The organism is Psychrobacillus sp. INOP01 (genome assembly GCF_018140925.1).
GTDB lineage: Bacteria > Bacillota > Bacilli > Bacillales_A > Planococcaceae > Psychrobacillus.
In genome coordinates this window covers 1,127,062-1,148,418 of sequence record NZ_CP073315.1, presented here as the reverse complement: position 1 = coordinate 1,148,418, position 21,357 = coordinate 1,127,062, and the positions used below count along the sequence as shown (strand labels likewise).

Annotated in this window: 14 protein-coding genes and 1 pseudogene; 9 read left to right on the top strand and 6 right to left on the bottom strand. The window is 37.1% G+C overall.

Annotation, left to right across the window (positions count from 1 at the left end; all coding sequences use genetic code 11):
- Positions 1-63 precede the first annotated feature (63 nt).
- Complete coding sequence (locus KD050_RS05760) at positions 64-834, top strand: isocitrate lyase/PEP mutase family protein (protein WP_211895271.1); 771 nt, start codon at positions 64-66, stop codon at positions 832-834.
- A 46-nt stretch (positions 835-880) separates the two neighbouring features.
- A pseudogene (locus tag KD050_RS05755) lies at positions 881-1,126 on the top strand (Ada metal-binding domain-containing protein).
- A gap of 116 nt (positions 1,127-1,242) precedes the next feature.
- Here KD050_RS05755 and KD050_RS05750 read toward each other — a convergent pair.
- From KD050_RS05750 to KD050_RS05735, 4 genes are all read right to left on the bottom strand, one after another.
- Positions 1,243-3,864, bottom strand: a complete 2,622-nt coding sequence (locus KD050_RS05750; RefSeq protein ID WP_211895270.1) for a cadherin-like beta sandwich domain-containing protein — start codon at positions 3,862-3,864, stop codon at positions 1,243-1,245.
- A gap of 1,261 nt (positions 3,865-5,125) precedes the next feature.
- On the bottom strand, positions 5,126-5,974 hold the full coding sequence (locus KD050_RS05745) for an RluA family pseudouridine synthase (RefSeq protein WP_211895269.1): 849 nt from the start codon (positions 5,972-5,974) through the stop codon (positions 5,126-5,128).
- Between the two features lie 51 nt (positions 5,975-6,025).
- A complete protein-coding gene (locus tag KD050_RS05740; protein WP_211895268.1) occupies positions 6,026-6,496 on the bottom strand; it encodes a thioredoxin family protein in 471 nt (156 codons plus the stop codon).
- A gap of 1 nt (position 6,497) precedes the next feature.
- On the bottom strand, positions 6,498-6,923 hold the full coding sequence (locus tag KD050_RS05735; RefSeq protein ID WP_211895267.1) for a disulfide oxidoreductase: 426 nt from the start codon (positions 6,921-6,923) through the stop codon (positions 6,498-6,500).
- A gap of 129 nt (positions 6,924-7,052) precedes the next feature.
- Between KD050_RS05735 and KD050_RS05730 the strand changes: the two genes are divergently transcribed.
- From KD050_RS05730 to KD050_RS05715, 4 genes are all read left to right on the top strand, one after another.
- A complete protein-coding gene (locus KD050_RS05730; RefSeq protein ID WP_211895266.1) occupies positions 7,053-8,594 on the top strand; it encodes a carbon-nitrogen hydrolase family protein in 1,542 nt (513 codons plus the stop codon).
- 21 nt (positions 8,595-8,615) lie between these two features.
- Complete coding sequence (locus KD050_RS05725; RefSeq protein WP_211895265.1) at positions 8,616-10,337, top strand: phospho-sugar mutase; 1,722 nt, start codon at positions 8,616-8,618, stop codon at positions 10,335-10,337.
- Positions 10,338-11,159: 822 nt separating this feature from the next.
- The gene (locus tag KD050_RS05720) at positions 11,160-12,275 is read left to right on the top strand and encodes a GAF domain-containing sensor histidine kinase (RefSeq protein ID WP_211895264.1); all 1,116 of its coding nucleotides are present in this window, start codon (positions 11,160-11,162) and stop codon (positions 12,273-12,275) included.
- Positions 12,276-12,287: 12 nt separating this feature from the next.
- On the top strand, positions 12,288-12,935 hold the full coding sequence (locus tag KD050_RS05715; RefSeq protein WP_211895263.1) for a response regulator: 648 nt from the start codon (positions 12,288-12,290) through the stop codon (positions 12,933-12,935).
- A 133-nt stretch (positions 12,936-13,068) separates the two neighbouring features.
- Here KD050_RS05715 and KD050_RS05710 read toward each other — a convergent pair whose 3' ends face one another.
- Both KD050_RS05710 and KD050_RS05705 read right to left on the bottom strand, forming a co-directional pair.
- Positions 13,069-13,953, bottom strand: a complete 885-nt coding sequence (locus tag KD050_RS05710; protein ID WP_211895262.1) for a cation diffusion facilitator family transporter — start codon at positions 13,951-13,953, stop codon at positions 13,069-13,071.
- A gap of 82 nt (positions 13,954-14,035) precedes the next feature.
- Positions 14,036-15,370: a hemolysin family protein gene (locus tag KD050_RS05705; RefSeq protein ID WP_235753921.1), complete on the bottom strand. Its 1,335-nt coding sequence runs from the start codon at positions 15,368-15,370 to the stop codon at positions 14,036-14,038.
- Between the two features lie 221 nt (positions 15,371-15,591).
- Here KD050_RS05705 and chrA point away from each other — a divergent pair, with 221 nt between their 5' ends.
- The 3 genes from chrA (at position 15,592) to KD050_RS05690 (ending at position 20,605) form a co-directional block, all read left to right on the top strand.
- Positions 15,592-16,749, top strand: coding sequence for a chromate efflux transporter (chrA, locus tag KD050_RS05700; RefSeq protein WP_211895261.1), 1,158 nt, complete (start codon positions 15,592-15,594; stop codon positions 16,747-16,749).
- 377 nt (positions 16,750-17,126) lie between these two features.
- On the top strand, positions 17,127-18,869 hold the full coding sequence (locus tag KD050_RS05695; protein WP_211895260.1) for an ABC transporter ATP-binding protein: 1,743 nt from the start codon (positions 17,127-17,129) through the stop codon (positions 18,867-18,869).
- On the top strand, positions 18,866-20,605 hold the full coding sequence (locus KD050_RS05690; protein ID WP_211895259.1) for an ABC transporter ATP-binding protein: 1,740 nt from the start codon (positions 18,866-18,868) through the stop codon (positions 20,603-20,605). Before KD050_RS05695 ends, KD050_RS05690 begins: the two co-directional genes overlap by 4 nt.
- The last annotated feature ends 752 nt before the right edge of the window (positions 20,606-21,357 follow it).

Below are 21,357 nucleotides of genomic sequence, written 5' to 3'. Positions count from 1 at the left end.
GAGGACGAAACGGAGGTCGATTAATTGTTAAAATGAATCCAACAAGCATTAGGAGGAAAAAAAATGAACAAAATTCAGGAATTCAAAGATATGCATTTTTCAAATGATCTATTATTTTTAGGCAACGCTTGGGATTTACTTTCGGCCTTAACACTTGAAAAAGTAGGGTTCAAAGCGATAGGTACAACCAGTTGGGGTATTGCAAACTCACTAGGATTACCAGATGGAGAATTGATTGATTTTGACAGACATTTAGGAATCATCAAAACCATAGTTGAGAATGTGAAAATTCCTGTTTCTGCCGATATTGAGGCTGGATATAGCGAAGACATTAACACGATTATTGATAATGTTTTAAGGATGGCAGATGTGGGGGTAGTGGGTATTAATATTGAAGATTCATTGAAAAAATCAATTGGCTTAAGAGGGATTTCAGAGCACTGTAACCTTCTGGAGAAATTAAGAATAGCATTAGACCAAAATGATTATAATGATTTTTATATTAATGCCAGAACAGATACTTATTTTCAAAGGCAAAACCCTTTAATGGAAACAATTGATCGGGCAAAGGCGTATGTAGAGAGTAGTGCTAGCGGGATTTTTGTTCCGGGCCTAAAAGAATATGCTGAGATTAAAGAAATCACCATGAATGTAAATGCTCCACTAAATGTATTATCTTTACCTGGACTAACGAATTGTAACAGGCTTAAAGAATTAGGTGTGAGAAGATTTAGTTTTGGAAATGCCCTATCTGATAAAGTGGTGGCTCATTTAGAAAAGAATGCGGATGAATTAATAGCGTTTATGGATACTTCCCATTTGTATGAGAAGTAGTTAAAGAAGTAGTTAATATTAGTGTGCAGAAAGGATAGCGAATTAAATGGCAAATAATCTTCCATTTGAAAAGTTGTGGGCGAAAATGATCTCTTGTAACCGTAAATATGATGGTCTATTTTTTACAGAAGTAAAAATAACGAAAATCTATTGTCGTCCTTCCTGCTGATCAAGAAAGCCTAAAAAGACAAATTTACCATTTTATGATGATATCCATGCAGTGAAAGCAGTGAGTTTTCTCCCTTGTAAAAGATGTCAGCTAAAAGTTGAACATTCTCCACATATTGAGTGATGGTTAGTTTTGATTGAGGCATAAGAAAAGCACTTCTAGATACGCTAGCGTATCTAGAAGTGCTAATCATTTATATGCGTTATTTGTTTACGAGCTTACAATGAATCTAGTTTTTCTTATTCGTTAATTATTTGTAAAGATCGATACAAAATTGCAGCAAATTGTGCTCTCGTTATATTGTTATTTGGATTAAAGTAACCATCATCTCCTAGGACAATGTTATTTGTTGCTAGAGCACTTACATATGGGAAATACCACGAATCTTCAGATACATCTTCAAAAGATTTTGATCCGCCTATTTCAAAATTATATAGTAGAGCAATAATTTTTGCTGCTTGTGCTCTTGTTAATGGAGAATTCGGATGAAACTTACCATCTGAGCCATCTATAACACCTGCTAATTGAGCCAATCGAATATCATTATAATATAAATAATTTAATGGAACATCGGTAAATTCTATAACATCTCTTTTCTTCGTTAGTAGTCCTAATCTTGTAATCATTAAAATCATATGCTCACGACGAATCAATTCATTCGGTCTAAATTCTTTATTTGGATAACCTAATATGACACCATCAGAAACAAGTGATTGAATTTCATTATATGCCCAAAATTCAGCATCGACATCTCTAAAATCGGGTATTGTGTTCGATGGTGTACTATCACTAACTGTTAGTATAAACGTTGCGTTGTTGCCTGCATTAAATTTGAAAACAAATTTATACGTACCTGGACTTAAAGTTCTCAAATATTCCTTATTCAATGTTACGGTATTGCCTGCAGCATTGATTTCATATGCACTTGTTGCGAGAGCTGTACCCCCAACTTCAACTTGTTGGAATATATTAGTCGCTAAGCTTAACTGTATTAGAATATCTTGATAGCCAGAGGAAGAAACATATTGATCAAAGCTCGTTGTACTTGGAGAAATGAAACTGTTCGGAATGCTTGGTGAAGTGGAGCTGTTCGGGATGCTTGGTGAAGTGGAACTGTTTGCTGACGCCGCCCGTGTCACTGTGACGGTATACGTTTTCGTAATGCCGTTACCTGATGTAACCATCACCGTTACTATGTTGTTCCCAACGTTCAGTGTTGTCGATTGCGTTTGCCCACTTGTAACTACCACGCCGTTCACCGTCACTGTTGCCCCGGAATCCGCTGTCGTCGGTGTTACATCTATGCTCATCACTTCATTCCTAACACTTGCCATGTAGATAGTTGTTGACGCGTTGAATGCTGGCGACAATGTACCGCTACTTAGCGTCAGTCCGCTCAAATCGGCGTTCGCTGACGCCGCACGTGTCACCGTTACGGTATACGTTTTCGTAATGCCGTTACCGGATGTAACTATCACCGTTACTATGTTGTTTCCAACGTTCAGTGTTGTCGATTGCGTTTGCCCACTTGTAACTGCCACGCCGTTCACCGTCACTGTTGCCCCGGAATCCGCTGTCGTCGGTGTTACATCTATGCTCGTCACTTCATTCCTAACACTTGCCGTGTAGCTAGTTGACGCCGAACTAAATGCTGGTGATAATGTACCGCTACTCAGCGTAAGTCCACTCAAATCGGAGCTTTCCCCAAACTTCATAAGGCGGTCTGCTGCAAATGGAATCATCCAAACATTTTCCCCGTCATACACCCCGCCAAGGAACGCACTACTATCTTTCGTAAAACCGCTAGGCCAATTGTTGAATCCAGTCATATCTCCCGTCGCGGCATTGACCTTAACTAACATGTTAGCCGACATTGGCACCAGCCATATATTCGTACCATCATAAACACCGCCTGCAAAGCTGCCGCTACCTTTTGTAAAACCGCTAGGCCATCCATTGTATCCTGTCATTTCACCTGTTGTCGTATTGATTTTAACCAGATGAGTGGCATTATACGGTATTAGCCATATATTTGTTCCATCGAAGACGCCTCCCCAAAATGCATCTGCGCTTTTGGTGAACCCGCTAGGCCAATTGTTGAATCCAGTCTTATCCCCGGTTGCCGGATCAACCTTGATTAGTTGATCGGCACCATTAGGAATCAGCCATATACTAGTGCCATCGAAAACAGAACCATAAAACGGATAACTACCAAGGCTTGTCCCACTTGGCCAACTATTATAACTGGTCATTTCTCCAGTCGTTGTATCAACCTTGATTAAACGACTGCCAGAATAGGGGGTGAGCCATATGTTGGTACCGTCAAAAGCACCTCCAATAAATTGCTCGCTACCTTTCGATCCACCAGGCCAACTGCTATATCCCGTCATATCACCTGTAATCGCGTTAACCTTGATAATCTGATTTGCACTATATGGAATAAGCCATATGTTAGCACCATCATAAACACCTCCAGCAAATGCGTTGCTCCCCTTAGTGAAGCCTGCGGGCCAATTACTGTATCCCGTCATTTCACCTGTAGATGGATTAACCTTTACTAATTCGTTAGCGTTATAAGGTATCATCCATATGTTCGTGCCATCATAAACGCCACCTGCAAAGGAAGTGGATCCTTTTGTAAAACCGTTAGGCCAAGTCTGATATCCAGTAAAAGTGGTTCCTACCACTTCATTTTCAGGAATGGAGCCACTATACCCGATCCCGTCTTGACTGAGTATGTTTGTAGCTGCTGCAACGGTTGATACGCCAGCAATACTTGCGCCGAATATTCCTGGAATACTGCCCATTGAAATAAAAATTATCAAAACCATTACCGCTAATTTTCTATTTATTCTTGTCACCGTTTTTTCGTCCTTTCGTATAGAGAATCATTTGTTGTTGGAAAACATAGACGTTTAGTAATCAACCTCTAAAATAACAAAATGACTCTTCAAGATTGTTGTAATCTGCTTAGCAATGGAAATGAACTCACAAAAAGCCACACGAACTTCCCATATGGCTACTAATAAGCAGCATGATGTATTGTAAAGAGAGCAGATTATACTGCTGCTGTAATTCCTTGCTCGAATGGATGCCCCAGTTATTCCCCAGCAATTTGGCTTAGTCACGATAATACTGCTCCGCGCTTTCTCATTATTAGACATATTGTTTGAATACTAGCTAGCTCCTTCCTTATAGTTTTGGAACTACCTTTTCATAAGCCCTCTTCTCTAATTTAATTTAATAAATGGTTGTGTAATACTGACAAATGTTAATGATTGGACTATTAACATTAAAAAAATGAGTAGGAGTATCATAAAAAAATAGTAGATTCAGCGTTCTTCCATCTATAATTCTTTAAAAAACTTCTTTATAAGATTGTGAATGGTCTGCAAAGATTCTAAGTCGCAAGTTCAAGAAGGATTGCTGAATTTAATATATTTTGTTTATGATATTTAATATAGAAGAAAAGTAGGGCTACTAAATGTACCAACAGGAGCAGATTATTTTGAGGGACTAGCATATTATGATGTTCAGCAAAGTATAAGTACAATCTAATTTTCGATTTTGATCTAGACGAAGAATATTTAAAAGCAAGTTCGGCTAAAGTGCTAGAAGGAAATTATCTTCATGAAAATGGTTATCTCTTTTAAAAGGGAAATAAAGTGTATCCTACTTTTATCCGTAGCGATTAGCTGTTTGAAGCTTTAAGTGCGGAGAGAGATGGATAAATTGGAGAAACTGGGGTTAATTTTGCATGAGATGATTTGATTCCTACCATTGAAAATGATTTGCAGGATGTCCCGATTTACTTGCTCACTATCAAAATTTTTCGCATGGATATCAAAAAGACTGAGCAAGATATGTGTATAGTGCAAAGCAGGAACTAACGAAAACAAAGCGTCGGAAGAAATGAAGCAAATATAAGTAGAAGGTTAGAGTAGAGATTTATATATACGACGTGATATATAATTTTTTCTATAAAAAAAGCAGATGAGAAATGAAAATCTCTCATCTGCTTTTTCGTTTGCACAACTTTTCATTGCTTATGCGCAACATTCCGCTGCTTATACGCAACATTGAGCTGCTTTAGCGCAACTTCCGCTAGCCTTCTGACCTATATTATCGTTTATCTTCCACAACAAGTACTTCACCTGTTATTGGATGATTGAATTGAACTTTAAATGCATGTAGCTCGTACATTTTTGTAGGTGTTTTTTTAGCTCCGTATAATTCGTCTCCAACAATTGGATGTCCCAAGTGAGCTAAGTGCACGCGAATTTGGTGGGTACGTCCAGTTTCTAAAATTGCATGTATTTTCGTGAACTGTTCATGCTTTCCTGCAACTTCATAATGTGTAATCGCATTTTGACCAGATGGAGAGACTCTTTTTCGAGTTGGATGGTGGCGGTCGTTTCCAATAGCAGCTCGAATGGTACCATGCTGATTTTTTACTTGTCCTTCTACAATTGCCTCGTAGGTGCGGACGATTGTTTTATTTTCCAACATACGGTCTAGCATACCTTTAACAAGAGGATTTTTTGCAATGACGATTAAACCTTTTGTGCCTTCATCGATGCGATGTACATGTTCTCCGTAATGATGACCTTTACCGTGTAAATAATTTGTCACGGTGTTCATAAAGGTATGATTTTGACCTTCTTCATTGGGATGCGTCGATACACCACGTGGTTTAGAAGCGATCAGTAAATACTCATCCTCATACGCCACATACAATGGGATTTGATCGGACAGGAGATAATCAGAGGATTCTCCTTCCCATTTAATCACAAGTACATCACCTTTTTTGTTTGGAAGCTTCCATTGTAAAAGCTCTCCACTGTTATTGCTTACGGCCTTTTGCATGCGTAGCTCATGTATTAACTTTTTGCCTAATTTCCACTTTTCTTGGAAAAGACTATCGATAGTTAAGCCATCCTCTTGGATAGTATATGTGAATGTATGAATCATTTTCCCACTCCTTTAAAAAAAGGGCCTGTCTACTCGACATGACCCTTTTGGTTATTTTAAAACGACTTCATCAAAGAATCCTTGAATTTGATCGTTAGAAATAGCGCCTTCTACTCTTACAACTTCTTTGCCATCTTCAAAATAGATCATTGTTGGTGTTGCTTGGATAAGATAGTCATCCCAACCTTGTTCATACTCAAGTACATTATATTTGACAATTTCAATGTCATTTTCTTCAGCAAGTGGTGTAAGACGCGGTGTCATTTCTTGACAATGAACACATTCTGGGCTGAAGAAATAAGCTGTAACAGGTTCTCCAGTAGCAATCTTTTTTTCCAAATCCTCTGGTAAAATAATGTTCTGATAGTTCGGATCATCAATTAGATCAATGGTAGATTGTCTTAAATCCTCAGTATCATATGGATTATTAGCTAATGCATCCTTGTTTTTTTGTGAGTTTAAAACAAAGATTAATACAAAGACTGCGATGATAATACCACCAAATATAAGTAGTTTCTTCAAGTTATTTTTCCTCCTTGATGTCCTTCCATACAATAACACTTGTAATTGCGATTAAAATAAATGCAATAAGAGCTAAAAATGGGATTGTGATAAATCCTGCATAGTTTATATATTCTCCTGTACAAGCAACTCTCCCACAAGCTGGTGCAGATTCCTGCATAAAAGTCAGCTTTTGAATGCTATAATGATAGGCAGAAATACATCCTCCGATCACAGAGAATACAAGTGAAGTTACTGCGATTTTCGGATTTTTTTGAACGTACGCAATCCCCAATATTAGTACAAGAGGATACATGAGTATACGCTGATACCAACATAAATCACAAGGTTCGTATCCCCTTATCTCTGAAAAGTAGAGGGAACCTAGTGTTGCAGTAAAGGCAACTGTCCACATAAATAGTAGTAGATTTTCCAGTTTTTTTGTCATAGGAACTCCTTTAAATTACTTTGAACTCAAATTAAAGTATAATGCTTCTTTAAATACATGTAAAATATTTTATCTGAAGAGAAAAGAGCTATATAATGAAAGTTACCTAATAAAAGAGGAGCCGATAAAATGACTGAAGAATTTGATTTATCTCCGTTTGAACAAAGCATGATTATAAGACAAACGTCTTTTTCCGATATAGACTCAATTTTAGAAATTCAGCGTTTATGTTTTCCGGGTATGGACCCGTGGAAATTAGCTCATTTACGTAGCCACTTAACTATTTTCCCAGAAGGGCAGCTAGTTGCTGAGTTGGATGGAAAAGTAATTGGTTCCTGTTCAAGTCTTATTATTAACTTTGATGAGTATGATGACCGGCACTCTTGGTCGGATGTGACGGATGAAGGATATATTACGAACCATAATCCAGAGGGATATAATCTGTACGGGATCGAGGTAATGGTACACCCAGAATTCAGAAGAATGAAGGTTGGCCAACGTTTATATGAAGGCAGGAAGGATATTGCAAGACAGTTCAATTTAAAATCAATTATTATTGGAGGGCGTATTCCAAACTATCATAAATTTGCAGAAGAGATGTCTCCAAGAGAATATGTGACGTCTGTTTCTCGCCATAAAATATATGATCCAGTTTTAACTTTCCAGTTGATGAATGGTTTTACATTGATGCGTATTAATCCTAACTATCTACCAGATGATAAGGCATCTGCCAAATATGCAACACTCATGGAGTGGAATAATATTGATTATATCCCACTTTCTAAACGTCACTTCAAAACGAGCTATCCTGTTCGAATTTGTGCAGTCCAATATATGATGCGCAAAATTAATTCATTTGAAGAGTTTGCTAACCAATGCGAATATTTTGTTGATGTGGCATCCGATGCCCAATCTGATTTTGTAGTGTTTCCCGAAATCTTTACTACACAACTAATGTCATTCCTAAATGAACCTTCTCCAAGTCAAGCGGTTCGTAAATTGACGGAGTATACTCCGCAATATATGGAATTATTTTCGGATTTATCGATCCGTTACAATATTAATATTATTGCTGGTTCTCACTTTGTTGAAGAAGAAAATGAGGAAATATATAATATCGCTTATTTATTCCACCGAGATGGTGCCATTGATAAGCAATATAAAATTCATATTACACCGAACGAACGTAAATGGTGGGGAATAAGTGCAGGTGACTCCGTTCAAGTATTTGATACGGATTGTGGTAAAATTGCGATTCAAATTTGCTATGATATAGAGTTTCCAGAGCTTGCACGTATTGCAACAGATATGGGCGCGAATATTATTTTCTCTCCATTTTGTACTGAGGATCGTCAAGGGTACTTACGCGTTCGCTATTGTGCACAAGCACGGGCAATTGAAAACCAAATCTATACAGTTATTTCTGGGACAGTTGGAAACTTACCGCAAACAGAGAATATGGATATTCAATATGCTCAGTCTGCTATTTTCGCCCCATCCGACTTTGAATTTGCTCGTGATGGTATCGTAGGTGAAACTGAGCCAAATGTAGAAATGGTTTTAATAGGGGATGTAGATTTAGAAATCCTCCGCCGCCAACGTCAAGACGGGACGGTAAAACAATTAAAAGATAGACGTCATGATATTTACAGTGTCGATTATAAAAAATGATAGAAAGGGGTTAACGAACATATGCGATATAGACAACTATTTGACCAATGGAATAACTTCTCAGAGCTTGAGTCCAATTGGAAAGAGGATCTTCAACTTCTAACAAATGATGAAAAAAAAATAGAAGATGCTTTTTACCGTGATTTAGAATTTGGAACTGGCGGGATGCGAGGGGAGATCGGTGCTGGAACCAATCGTATAAATACGTATACTGTTCGTAAAGCGACCACTGGACTTGCTTCTTATATTAAGGGAGCTGGAGCAGAAGCTATGGAGCGTGGAGTCGTTATTGCTTATGATAGTCGCAGATATTCTCCAGAGTTTGCGCAGGAAGCAGCAAATACGCTAGCCTCTAATGGTATAAAAGCTTATTTATATATGGAGCCGCGAACTACACCCCAGCTTTCATTTTCAGTAAGGCACTTGCATGCATTCATGGGGATAGTGATTACTGCAAGTCATAATCCACCTGAATATAATGGGTATAAGGTTTATGGAGAGGATGGTGCACAGTTAAATCTAGAGGACGCTGAGGTAGTTATCCAACACGTATATGATGCGGGAGATGCACTCCATATCGATCAACGAAATCCAGATAAACAATTAGTAATCCAATTAGATGAGCAGTTGGATCAAGCATATATGGATGCCCTAAAGACAGTCCAAGAAAACGACGGATTAGCATCTTCTACTGATTTGAAGGTAGTATTCACACCTTTACACGGAGCATCTGGAAAAACGGTTAAAAGAATGTTAAGTGAGATTGGCTATGAGCATATCTACTATGTTGGTGAGCAAATGGAGCCAGACGGAGATTTCCCAACAGTAGTATCTCCAAATCCAGAAGAGCAAAGCGCTTTTGAATACGCTATTCAATATGGAGAAAAAAATGATGCAGATATTCTAATAGCTGTTGATCCAGACGGGGACCGAGTAGGTATTGCTGTTAAAACTCCTTCTAAATATGAGCTTTTAACGGGCAATCAAACCGGGGCTATTTTAATCGAATATCTCATGTCACAGCGTAAAGCGGAAGGGAATATACCTGCAAATGGGCGTGTTTTTAAAACCATTGTAACCTCGGATCTAGGGCGAGTAATAGCCGAATATTACGGAGTAAGTACAGAAGATGTATTAACCGGTTTCAAATTTATCGGTGAAAAAATCAAGCAATACGAAGAGACCAAAGAGTTTGAGTTTTTATTTGGCTATGAGGAAAGCTATGGTTATCTCATAAAAGACTTTGCACGTGATAAAGATGCGGTACAAAGCGTGCTAGCAATAGTAGAAGCTGCTGCCTATTACAAAAAACAAGGTAAGACTCTACTAAACGTATTATCTCAATTATATGAAAGACATGGCTTCTATTTGGAAGGACTCAGGTCTGTTACGAAAAAAGGAGTAAGTGGCGTGAATGCAATTCAAAACTTACTTGAGCAGGTTCGTGTAAATAGAATTACGGAAGTTGCCGGTATTAATGTTGTTTCTCAAGAGGATTACTTGAACTCAGTTAGAACATTCACGGATGGTCGAGAAGCGGAAGATATATTCTTGCCAAAATCAAACGTTATTAAGTACTTCCTTGCAGATGGCTCATGGGTTTGTGTTAGACCAAGCGGAACAGAGCCAAAGATTAAATATTATTTTGGAGTACTTAGTGGGTCAGAAGCAGAAAGCATAGAAAAACTAAAAGCTATACAAGATGATTTTTCGTTGAAGATGAATCAATATTTAAAAGAATAATAGAGAAACAGGAAAAGTGAACTTGCTTTTCCTGTTTTTTTTTTAGAGAAAATATATATATTTTGTACCTTGAACTCAGTGATCCAGGTATTTTGAAAAATAAAATCTATACAATGATACTGCTGATTTCCGTTCAGGTGGACGCTTTCCACGGACGTTGCCTCAGCCTCCTCGCTTCGCTGCGGGGTCTTCGTCTAACGCTTTTCCGCTGGAGTCGAGTCGCCACCTTTCACTGCAATCAATATAATGAGTGGTACTCAATTACTAGATATAGCATAGCGTGTCGCTTAGATTATAATAGTAGTCAAAGTAAATAAAGTGATAAAAGCGACTGCCTCATTAGGGATACTATTCTATAATGAAGGATGAAGAAAGTAGATTTTTTTATACTAGTGGAAATAAAGAGAAACAGTAAGTTTTCACTAAATATAGAAGGGAGAGAGCTAACGAAACAGCATCTTCAAGAGCCTCCTCCATGAATAGGAAAGTATAGTATCTTATCCAAAACCGCATTAACCTGTTTCTAGAAGTTGTAGGAGGGCGAAGGACAGACCAACATCATAAAATTACCAAAAAAGAGGGAGAGTGGTTGTGACGTCTGTCACAACCACTCTCCCTTAAAAAATCACTCGTTAATAATATAGCAAAATGTCTGTCCAAAACCCTTCAAAATCAATAGAAACAGGTTTTGACCTTAATGGACCAGACATCGTTTTATCAGGTTTTTCTTTTTCGGTCAAAAGTATGATGTCCAGATTCTACAGTGAATAGTGGATAAGTGATAATATGGAATTAGATGAATTACAACTTGGAGGAGTTTACATGCTATCAAATGAACTCTCGAACATTGAATTACTAAAAGAAATAGCAGAATTACTGAACGAAGAAACTGAAATGGAAAAAATGCTACAGGGTGCCTTACACAAACTATTAGAGGGCACTTTATTTGAAACGGGTTGGATATTTTTTATTGATGAAAAAGGAAAGCAACAGCTAATTGCACACGAAAATTTGCCGAATGCACTACGGCAAAATGACTGCAAACATTTGCAAAAAGGTGGCTGTTGGTGTGTTTCAAGGTTTCAAAATGGGGAGCTAAAAAAGGCTTCGAATATTATTGAATGTAAAAGAATTGTCAATGCAAGAAAGATGAGTAATGAGGATAGTGGTGGAATTACGCACCATGCAACGGTACCGTTACAATCAGGTCAAGAAAGCTTTGGTCTACTAAATGTAGCTACTCCGAATACGATTCGATTCTCAGATGGAGAGCTTGCTTTACTGGAATCTGTAGCCTTCCAAATTGGGTCAGCTATAAAGCGAATTTTCCTTACTAAGCAGGAACAGCAAGTAGCGCTTGTACAGGAGCGTAACCGACTTGCACGAGATTTACATGACTCAGTTAACCAATTATTATTCTCTGTAACCCTAACGGCTCGCGGTGGAGTAGAAATGACAGAGCAGCAGGAGATAAAAAATACATTTAGAGAAATACAATATTTAACTCAGGAAGCGCTAACAGAAATGCGTGCACTCATTTGGCAGCTCCGCCCTAAAGGATTGGAGTCAGGGATTATCGAAGGTCTTAAAGGATACGGAGATATTTTAGGGATTTCATTGACGGTGAAGGTAAAGGGTGTCATTAACCTACCTGCAATTATTGAAGAAACACTATTTCGAATTGCTCAGGAAGCATTAAATAATATTCGAAAGCATTCTGGTGTACTTCAAGCAGAACTATATTTAACGGTTACTCCTACAGATGTTTTATTAGTTGTGAAAGACGAGGGTTGTGGATTTCATATGAAAGAACCTAAGAAACTACGTTCAATCGGATTACAAAGCATGAAGGATAGAGCGAATTTTGTTGGTGGAACGGTGGATTGGGTAACTGAGTGGGAAAAAGGAACAGAAATATTAGTGCGATTACCTTATTAGGAGGAAGTAATTATGATACGTGTACTAATTGCAGATGATCATCATGTAGTAAGACGAGGATTGATGTTTTTTTTAAAAACGCAAAAGGATATGGATATTGTAGGAGAGGCTACAAACGGGAAAGAAGCTGTGCAGCTAACAGCAGATTTAAAGCCCGATGTTATATTGATGGATTTGGTCATGCCAGTAATGGATGGTATAGAAGCAACGAAGCGCATAAAGGCTACATATCCAGAAATCCAAATATTAATGCTCACTAGTTTTTCAGATAGAGACCATGTTATACCTGCATTAAAAGCTGGCGCAGCGGGATATCAGCTAAAGGATATAGAGCCAGATGACTTAGCTGATGCAATTCGAAAGCTCATGCGTGGAGAAAATACATTACATCCAGAGGCGACAACCCAGTTAGAAAAAGAGTGGGAGCCAGTGGAACTAAGTCCACATGAAGAGCATCCGTTAACTCCAAGGGAACAGGACGTATTATCTGAATTAACAAAAGGGAAAAGTAATAGAGAAATAGCATCCTCTTTGTTTGTTACCGAAAAAACAGTAAAAACGCATATTTCCAATATATTTGCCAAGCTACATGTTCAAGACCGTACACAAGCTGCTCTTTATGCGGTGAAGCACGGTTTAACAGAACCAAGTGGACAATAAAAAGCACGGAAAATCGCAATGGTCATGCGATCTACCGTGTTTTTTGTTTGTTTGGGCATATATCTAGTAGAATCTTTTAAACATTGCGCAAAACCAACTAGTCCTAAAAATTGATCAATCACGAAAAAATTACTTACTTCTCAGCAAGTATGTCCATATTTGGTTCAATGTGGACTAGGATAACGGAAAATGGCTTGACCTTCATTATACGTTGTTCTATTTCCTCTGTGATACGATGGCTAGTAACAACATTTAAGTTTGGATCGACTGTTACGGTAATATCGACAAACATCAAATTCCCATGCATTCTCGCTTTAAAATCCTTTAGTTCATCGACACCATTGACGAGTCTTACTATTGTAGAGAGTGATTCCGCTTCCTCCACATTAAAGCCGTCAGATAATGTGTAGGCTGCATCATGGAAAATGGTATAAGCGGTATAAATAATGATTATCCCGACTAATAGGGCAGTTATTCCATCTAAAATTGGAAAGCCTAAAATAGATCCGACTATACCAATAGTTGCTCCGATACTAACTAATGCATCTGATCGATTGTCATAAGCTGCTGCTTTTAGAGCAGCACTGTTTATACGGTTTCCTAGCTGTAAATTATATCTATAGACAATGTACATGATAATTGCACTTACTAGTCCAACAATCGCGGTCAAAAATGAAGGGGTTTCTTCAATAGGGTTAGTAAGATGTTGTATTGCTTGAATAAGTACTTGAATTCCAATAAATGCCATGATAAACGCAGCTACTAGCGAAGCAATGGTTTCTGCACGTAAATGTCCATATTGATGATGCTTATCTGGTGGTTTCTGAGAAATTCGCAGTCCGATTAATATAGCGACAGAGGCGATGATGTCTGTAAAATTATTAAGACCATCTGCTTTTAATGCCTCTGAGGAACCAAGAATACCAATGGTTAGCTTAAGTGTACTTAATAGTAGATAAATGCTAATACTTATCCAGGCACCTTTTTCCCCTTCACGTAAGTTTGTGTATAGCTCCACAATGTTTCCTCATTTCAACAATTATAGACATAGGAAAACGACCCTCAAATGAGAGTCGTTTTTGTGATCTATAATGATTTTATTATTCAACTTTTGGCTCTAGCTCTTCAATTGGTGGAGCAGATTTAATAATCTCTAAGTATTGAATATGATGCCCATCAATCTCTTTAATCATGAAATCATAGCCCTGTTCTTGAATTTTTTCACCTTTTATGGTTTCATAGCTTTTTGTCATAAACCAGCCACCTATAGTATCTATATCCTCTTCATCGATATCTATACCTAGTAGGTCGTTAACATTTTCGATTAACATTTTAGCATCAACAATATAATGATTTTCTTCTAACTTTTGAACTTCTGGCAGCTCATCGGTATCGAACTCATCACGAATATCGCCTACGATTTCCTCGATAATATCTTCAATAGTCACAAGTCCTGAAGTACCACCGTATTCATCCATTAAGATAGCCATATGGATTCGTTCACGTTGAATCTTAAGTAACAAATCGGCAATAGGCATATTCTCAATAACACGGATAATCGGTTGCATATAATCACTTACAGGAGTCGTTGCATTTGTAGGATCTTTTATATATGCAGTTAATAGATTTTTCATATTAACGAGTCCAATAATGTGATCTTTATCTCCATCAGTTACTGGATATCTTGTATATTGTTCTACACCAATCAGTTGGAATACTTCATCTAACGTAAAGTCCTTATCGATAGAAGTTATCTCTGTACGGGGAACCATAATTTCTTTTGCAATACGATCATCGAATTCGAAAATTTTATTAACGTATTTATATTCGGCTTGATTGATTTCCCCGCCTTTAAAACTGTCGGATAAAATCATACGAAGCTCTTCTTCGGAATGGGCTACCTCTGACTCTGAGACCGCATCTAAACCAAATACTTTAGTTGCTAAGAATCGTGCTGAACCATTCATACCATGAATGACTGGATACATAAGTTTATCAAATATGATAAGCGGTTTTGCTACTGCTAGTGTAATTTGTTCTGCCCTTTGAATGGCAAATGTCTTTGGTGTTAACTCTCCTACAACTACATGTATATACGTTACAAGAGAGAATGCAATAATAAATGAAAGTAAAGAGGCAACACTCTCTGGGAGCTCAAAATAATTAAATGCCGGATGTAGAATCCGTTCGATTGTCGGTTCTCCGAGCCAACCTAGCCCTAAAGCTGTTATGGTGATCCCGAGTTGACAGGCGGATAGATATTCATCCAGATTGGAAACTACTTTTTTGGCATTTATCGCCTTAGTGTTCCCTTCAGCGATGAGCTGATCAATTCTTGTAGTTCTTACTTTTACAATTGCAAACTCACTCGCAACGAAAAATGCAGTGAATGCGATTAAGACAGCAAATGCTGTCAATCGTATGGCTATGTCCAAATAATTACTTTGTCCCTAACCCAAATGAGGGGTAAGACAAAGTGTACACCTCCTGTTTTCTAAAAAATAGTTTATACGTTTAATAATAAAATATAAAAAAAGAAATTACAAATCTTTCTACTTTAAATAGAGCTAAACTATTATTAATATTTACAAAAGCTTAATATCTTTGCGCTTAAGAATATTAGATAATATAGATTAATATAGTTGAGGAGGTCCAGATGAAAAACAAATATATAGAAATACTGAAGGCATCTACTAAGCTTGGTTTAACATCTTTTGGAGGACCAGCCGCTCATATAGGTTATTTTCGGGCCGAATATGTGGATAAAAGAAAATGGCTAGATGACAAATTGTATGCGGATATCGTTGCGTTATGTCAGTTTTTACCTGGACCAGCTTCCTCTCAAGTAGGAATCTCTATTGGATTATTAAGAGGTGGAATATTGGGAGGTATTATTTCATGGATTGGTTTTACGATGCCATCGGTAATCCTTTTAATGGTATTCGCTGCATTCATCTCAAGTTCGGGTTCTTTTGATAGTGGTTGGATCCAAGGGTTAAAAATAGTGGCAGTTGCAGTTGTTGCACATGCCTTAATTGGTATGCAAAAATCATTAGCTCCAGATCGTATAAGGATTACTATTGCAATAGGATGTGCAATACTCACGTTGCTTATTCCTACGGCAGTTGGTCAAATAGCGATCATTATCATTTCAGGCATTTTTGGTTATTTGTATTTTAAAAATGAATCAATTGATTCTGTCCCTGAGATGAAGCTAAGCTTTGGAAAAAAGACAGGAATAATTAGCTGGATATTATTTTTTATGTTACTAATTGTACTGCCTCTACTAAAGCCATTTGCACAATCTGTCTATTATGCAATTTTTGATACTTATTACCGAGTTGGATCGATTGTATTTGGTGGAGGGCATGTTGTATTACCAATGTTACAAAGGGAAGTAGATGTATCTGCAGATATGTTCCTTACTGGGTACGGAGCAGCACAGGCAGTACCTGGACCGTTATTCACGATTGCTGGTTTTTTAGGACAAATAACTGCTGGAACTGGTGGAGCATTGATAGCAGTTTTTGCGATGTTTCTACCATCATTTTTATTGGTTATTGGAACATTGCCATTTTGGTCTATTATTCGTTCCAAAAAAGGGATTCAATCCGCTTTAAAGGGAGTTAATGCTGCTGTTGTAGGAATTCTTCTTGCAGCACTTTATGATCCAGTATTCACGAGTGCTGTGAATAGTCCGATGGATTTTGTGATTGTATTAATAACTTTTACGCTATTAGTTGTATATAAATTAGCACCATACAAAGTAGTACTCATAAGTGTTGTGTTAGGTGCAATAGTCCATTCATTATAAAAATTCAAAAAGTATTGACAATTAAATTTTCGGTATGCTACTGTTAATATACACAAAAAAATGGAAATGGAGGTATGACAAAATGATTCGTTTAAAAGATGGCGTTGTTAACTTTATAAGTTGTTCATACCTACCATTAGACTGGAAATGATTTAATAACAGACATTTACGTATTATATTGTCTATTATTAAAGCGCATTACCTCTAGATGGGTAATGCGCTTTTTTATGTCTTTTTACTTCCAATTTTTGGTGAAAAATAGGAAAAGGAGTGTTGGATATGAATATTCAACGGACAAAACAAATTTTACTAAAGGAATCTCTTGAAGGTGGATAGCTAATAAGTATGTGTAGAAAGAAGAAAAGAGGGGTTATACAATGTTTTCTGTTTTATTTAAATTGAAATGGTTTTTTAAAGATCATTGGAAGCGTTATACAGTAGCGGTTAGTCTGTTAATAATTGCTAGTGCATTTGAGGTTTTACCACCGTGGTTAGTTGGTGAGGCAATCGATTCAATAACTATGGGGGAAATGACAAAAGAGTCATTAATGCAATATGTACTCTATTTTGTTGGAATAATTATTATAGGTTATGGGCTTAACTTTGTTTGGCAATATCAATTATTTGGTGGTTCGATCACGATCGAGCGTATATTACGTTCAAAGTTAAACTTAAAATTTTTGAACATGACACCTACATTTTACGAAAAAAATCGTACGGGTGATTTAATGGCCCGTGCAACAAATGATTTGAATGCTGTAGCAACTACAGCAGGATTTGGAATCATGACATTAATTGATTCGACCATGTATATGGCTGCACTTATACTTGCAATGGGCTTTATCATTTCATGGAAACTTACTATTTTTGCAATTTTACCAATACCTATTCTAGCATTTATAATGCAATATCTTGGGAAAATTATTCACGAAAAGTATATGGTTGCACAGGATGCATTTGGTGATTTAAATGACCGTGTATTAGAATCAGTTGCTGGGGTTCGCGTTATCCGCGCTTATGTCCAAGAAAGAGCTGATGAACAGAAATTTGCTGATATGAGTGAAGAAGTCTATGAAAAAAATATGGTTGTAGAACGAATTGATGCACTTTTCGGTCCTATTACTAAAGTGGGAACCGGTATCAGTTATGTAGTTGCCCTAGGTTATGGTGCTTATCTAGTATCAAAGGGTGAAATGACAGTTGGTAATTTAATCACCTTTAACGTTTACTTAGGAATGGCAATTTGGCCGATGTTTGCAATTGGAGAGTTAATCAATGTAATGCAGCGTGGAAATGCCTCGCTTGATCGTGTGCAAGAAACACTAGACTACGACCAAGATGTAAAAGATCCTATATCACCAGTCCAGTTAAATAGTGTGGATTCCATTGGATTTAAGGATGTTGGATTCCAATACCCATTGTCCCAAGTAAAAAATCTTCAAAATATTCGAGTGAACCTCCAAAAAGGTCAGACACTTGGGATTGTAGGTAAAACTGGTTCCGGAAAAACTACCTTTATGAAGCAATTATTAAAGGAATATCCGATTGGTGCTGGTCAGCTTACAATAGGAGAGACTGCAATTTCTGCACAAACGAAAGATCAGGTTCTAGAATGGATTGGATATGTTCCACAGGACCATGTATTGTTTTCTAGAACGATTCGTCAAAACATTCTTTTTGGTAAAGAAGATGCGACGGAAGATGAGTTAGAAGAAGCAATTCGACTTGCACATTTTCAACAGGATTTAATGAATTTACCGATGGGCTTAGAAACGTTAGTTGGGGAAAAAGGGGTATCATTATCTGGTGGACAAAAACAACGTGTATCCATTGCACGTGCACTTATTAAAAATCCAGAAATTTTACTGTTAGATGATTCTCTTTCTGCAGTAGATGCAAAGACAGAAGCTAAAATTATCGAAAATATACAAAATGAACGTAGTGGAAAGACAACAATTATTACGACGCATCGATTGTCGGGTATACAGCATGCTGACCATATTATCGTTTTAGATGAAGGTCTTATTGTGGAAGAAGGTTCTCATGAAGAACTTCTTGAACAAAATGGTTGGTACAAAGAGCAATATGATCGTCAACAGCTTGAGGGGGTGTCGTCATGAGTACAGGAAAACGACTCTACCATTATGCGTTATTTTATAAAAAACCAATTATCCTTGGTCTAATCTTTTTAACTATTGCGGTATTTGCTGATTTAACCGGTCCATTCATTGCTAAGAAAATTATCGATGACCATATTACAGATGGAGCTATTAACCTTCAGCCTATATTAATGTTATTAGCTGTCTACTTTGGTTTAGCTATTGTAACAGCGGTGTTTAGATATTTTATGTTTATCAATTTGCAGATTGGTGCAAACCGAGTTGTGCAAAAGCTCAGAAATGATGTTTTTCAACATATTCAAACATTGCCAATACAGTATTTTGATAACTTGCCTGCTGGAAAAGTTGTAGCACGTGTTACGAATGATACAGAAGCAATTCGTAATTTATATGTGCAAGTATTATCTCAGTTTGCAACTAGTATCATTTCTATTGCAGGGGTTTACGTAGCATTGTTCATCTTAAATGTGCAAATGGCTTTAATGGCACTATTTGTTGTTCCTATTGTGTATGTTTGGATGATTGCTTATCGGAAGTATGCATCTAAATATAATCATGTAGTTCGTACGAAAATTGCCGATTTAAATGCTATGTTAAATGAATCCATCCAAGGGATGTCCATTATTCAAGCATTTAAACGCGAGAAGCAAATGGAACGCGAATTTGAAGAGATGAATGAAGAACATTATACTTATCAGAAAAAGTTACTTACTCTAGACTCAGCAACTTCATTTAACTTAGTAAGTGTACTTCGTACGATTATGTTTGTGATGTTCATCTGGTATTTCGGAAGCTTATCCATGGAGCCAAATACAATCATTTCAGCAGGTATGCTTTATGCCTTTGTAGACTATACGACTCGTTTATTTAATCCAATCACAGGGATTGTTAACCAATTTGCTCAGTTAGAAAGGTCATTGGTTGCTGGCCATCGAGTGTTCCAATTACTTGATGAAACAGGAGAAGAAGTTAAAGACGAACGTATGAAAAGATATGAAGGAAATGTGGAGTTTCAAGATGTTTCCTTTGCATATAAAGCAGATGAATATGTATTGAAAAATTTGAACTTTGTAGCAAATAAAGGAGAGACAGTAGCGCTGGTCGGTCATACAGGGTCAGGTAAAAGCTCTATTATGAACTTGTTGTTCCGATTTTATGATCCTTCCAAAGGGAGAATTTTAATAGATGGAATAGATATAACTACCGTATCTAGACAAACGATCCGTGATCATATGGGCATTGTTTTACAGGATCCTTATTTGTTTTCAGGAACGATAGAGTCAAATGTAAGTTTAAGTGATCCGCGTATTTCTCGAGAGACAGTTGAGGCTGCTTTAGAGGCTGTCGGCGGGGAGCGAGTATTGAAAAATCTTGAAAAAGGCTTGGATGAACCTGTTATTGAAAAGGGGAGCACATTATCGTCCGGTCAACGACAGCTCGTTTCTTTCGCAAGAGCTCTTGCATTCGATCCGGCTATATTAATATTGGATGAAGCGACATCTAATATTGATACAGAAACCGAGGAAATTATTCAACATGCGATGGACGTTTTGAAAAAAGGAAGAACCACTTTTATCATCGCTCATCGACTTTCTACTATTAAAAATGCTGATCGCATTTTAGTACTAGACCGAGGTGAAATTGTCGAAAGTGGATCTCACGACGAGTTAATACAGCTACAAGGTCGCTATGAACAAATGTATAAATTACAAGCAGGAGTATCTCAGCATGTATAACACATGCGGGGATATTCCCTTTTTTTACATATAGGAAAGTATATAAAAATGTACCGTGTACATAGGTTCTAACAAGGAAAATCTCCAGAATTTTGAGTAACTCCAATGATAATTGAGAAGGTTCTCAAATCACGTTTTGGGAATATTTTTTGTATAGAACAACCTTTATTAAATGAAAACGTCTATGTATGTAATAGCAAAAAATTGAGGTGATATTATGCGATTCATGTTAGATAAGATAACACTTATTAGCATAAGTTTTTTATCATTTTGTTTAATAATAATTGGATATATATTACAAACCATTCTTATCCCTTTACAAGATATTAATTCTATAAGTAGTAAAGAGCTATTGGAATATCAAAAAGAATATGCAATAAACTATCCATTAGGAACAGGGCTACTCTATTTAGGTCTGTTTCTTATGGTTTTATTTATAATTCTATTCATTATTAAGTTTAAAAAATTAAAAAGTACTAACCAAAATTCAGATGTATAACTATCCAACTACAATAAAAAATCTTCCCGAATGAAAGTTTGCGAATAAACTAAAAAGTAACGAACATTGTCATATCAATGTTTTTCCGTGGGGTGAGCGATAAGCCATCACCTAGAAAGTTAGAAAGTCGAGACCCCAAAGAGTTGTTTACAGAGGAAAAAAGCCTAAGAGCGCTACCTCGAGTGGCAACGCCTTCGTAACCAACATCCTGTTGTCCCTAAGAGACTGAAGCCATGCCAGCGAAAAGTGTCCG

What these genes read in the sequence shown, in the direction of transcription:
- KD050_RS05695 (WP_211895260.1), top strand. Translation starts at nt 17,127, where the DNA reads ATGTTTTCTGTTTTATTTAAATTGAAATGGTTTTTTAAAGATCATTGG.
- KD050_RS05690 (WP_211895259.1), top strand. Translation starts at nt 18,866, where the DNA reads ATGAGTACAGGAAAACGACTCTACCATTATGCGTTATTTTATAAAAAA.
- KD050_RS05735 (WP_211895267.1), bottom strand. Translation starts at nt 6,923, where the DNA reads ATGACAAAAAAACTGGAAAATCTACTACTATTTATGTGGACAGTTGCC.
- KD050_RS05720 (WP_211895264.1), top strand. Translation starts at nt 11,160, where the DNA reads ATGCTATCAAATGAACTCTCGAACATTGAATTACTAAAAGAAATAGCA.
- KD050_RS05730 (WP_211895266.1), top strand. Translation starts at nt 7,053, where the DNA reads ATGACTGAAGAATTTGATTTATCTCCGTTTGAACAAAGCATGATTATA.
- chrA (WP_211895261.1), top strand. Translation starts at nt 15,592, where the DNA reads ATGAAAAACAAATATATAGAAATACTGAAGGCATCTACTAAGCTTGGT.
- KD050_RS05760 (WP_211895271.1), top strand. Translation starts at nt 64, where the DNA reads ATGAACAAAATTCAGGAATTCAAAGATATGCATTTTTCAAATGATCTA.
- KD050_RS05715 (WP_211895263.1), top strand. Translation starts at nt 12,288, where the DNA reads ATGATACGTGTACTAATTGCAGATGATCATCATGTAGTAAGACGAGGA.
- KD050_RS05725 (WP_211895265.1), top strand. Translation starts at nt 8,616, where the DNA reads ATGCGATATAGACAACTATTTGACCAATGGAATAACTTCTCAGAGCTT.
- KD050_RS05745 (WP_211895269.1), bottom strand. Translation starts at nt 5,974, where the DNA reads ATGATTCATACATTCACATATACTATCCAAGAGGATGGCTTAACTATC.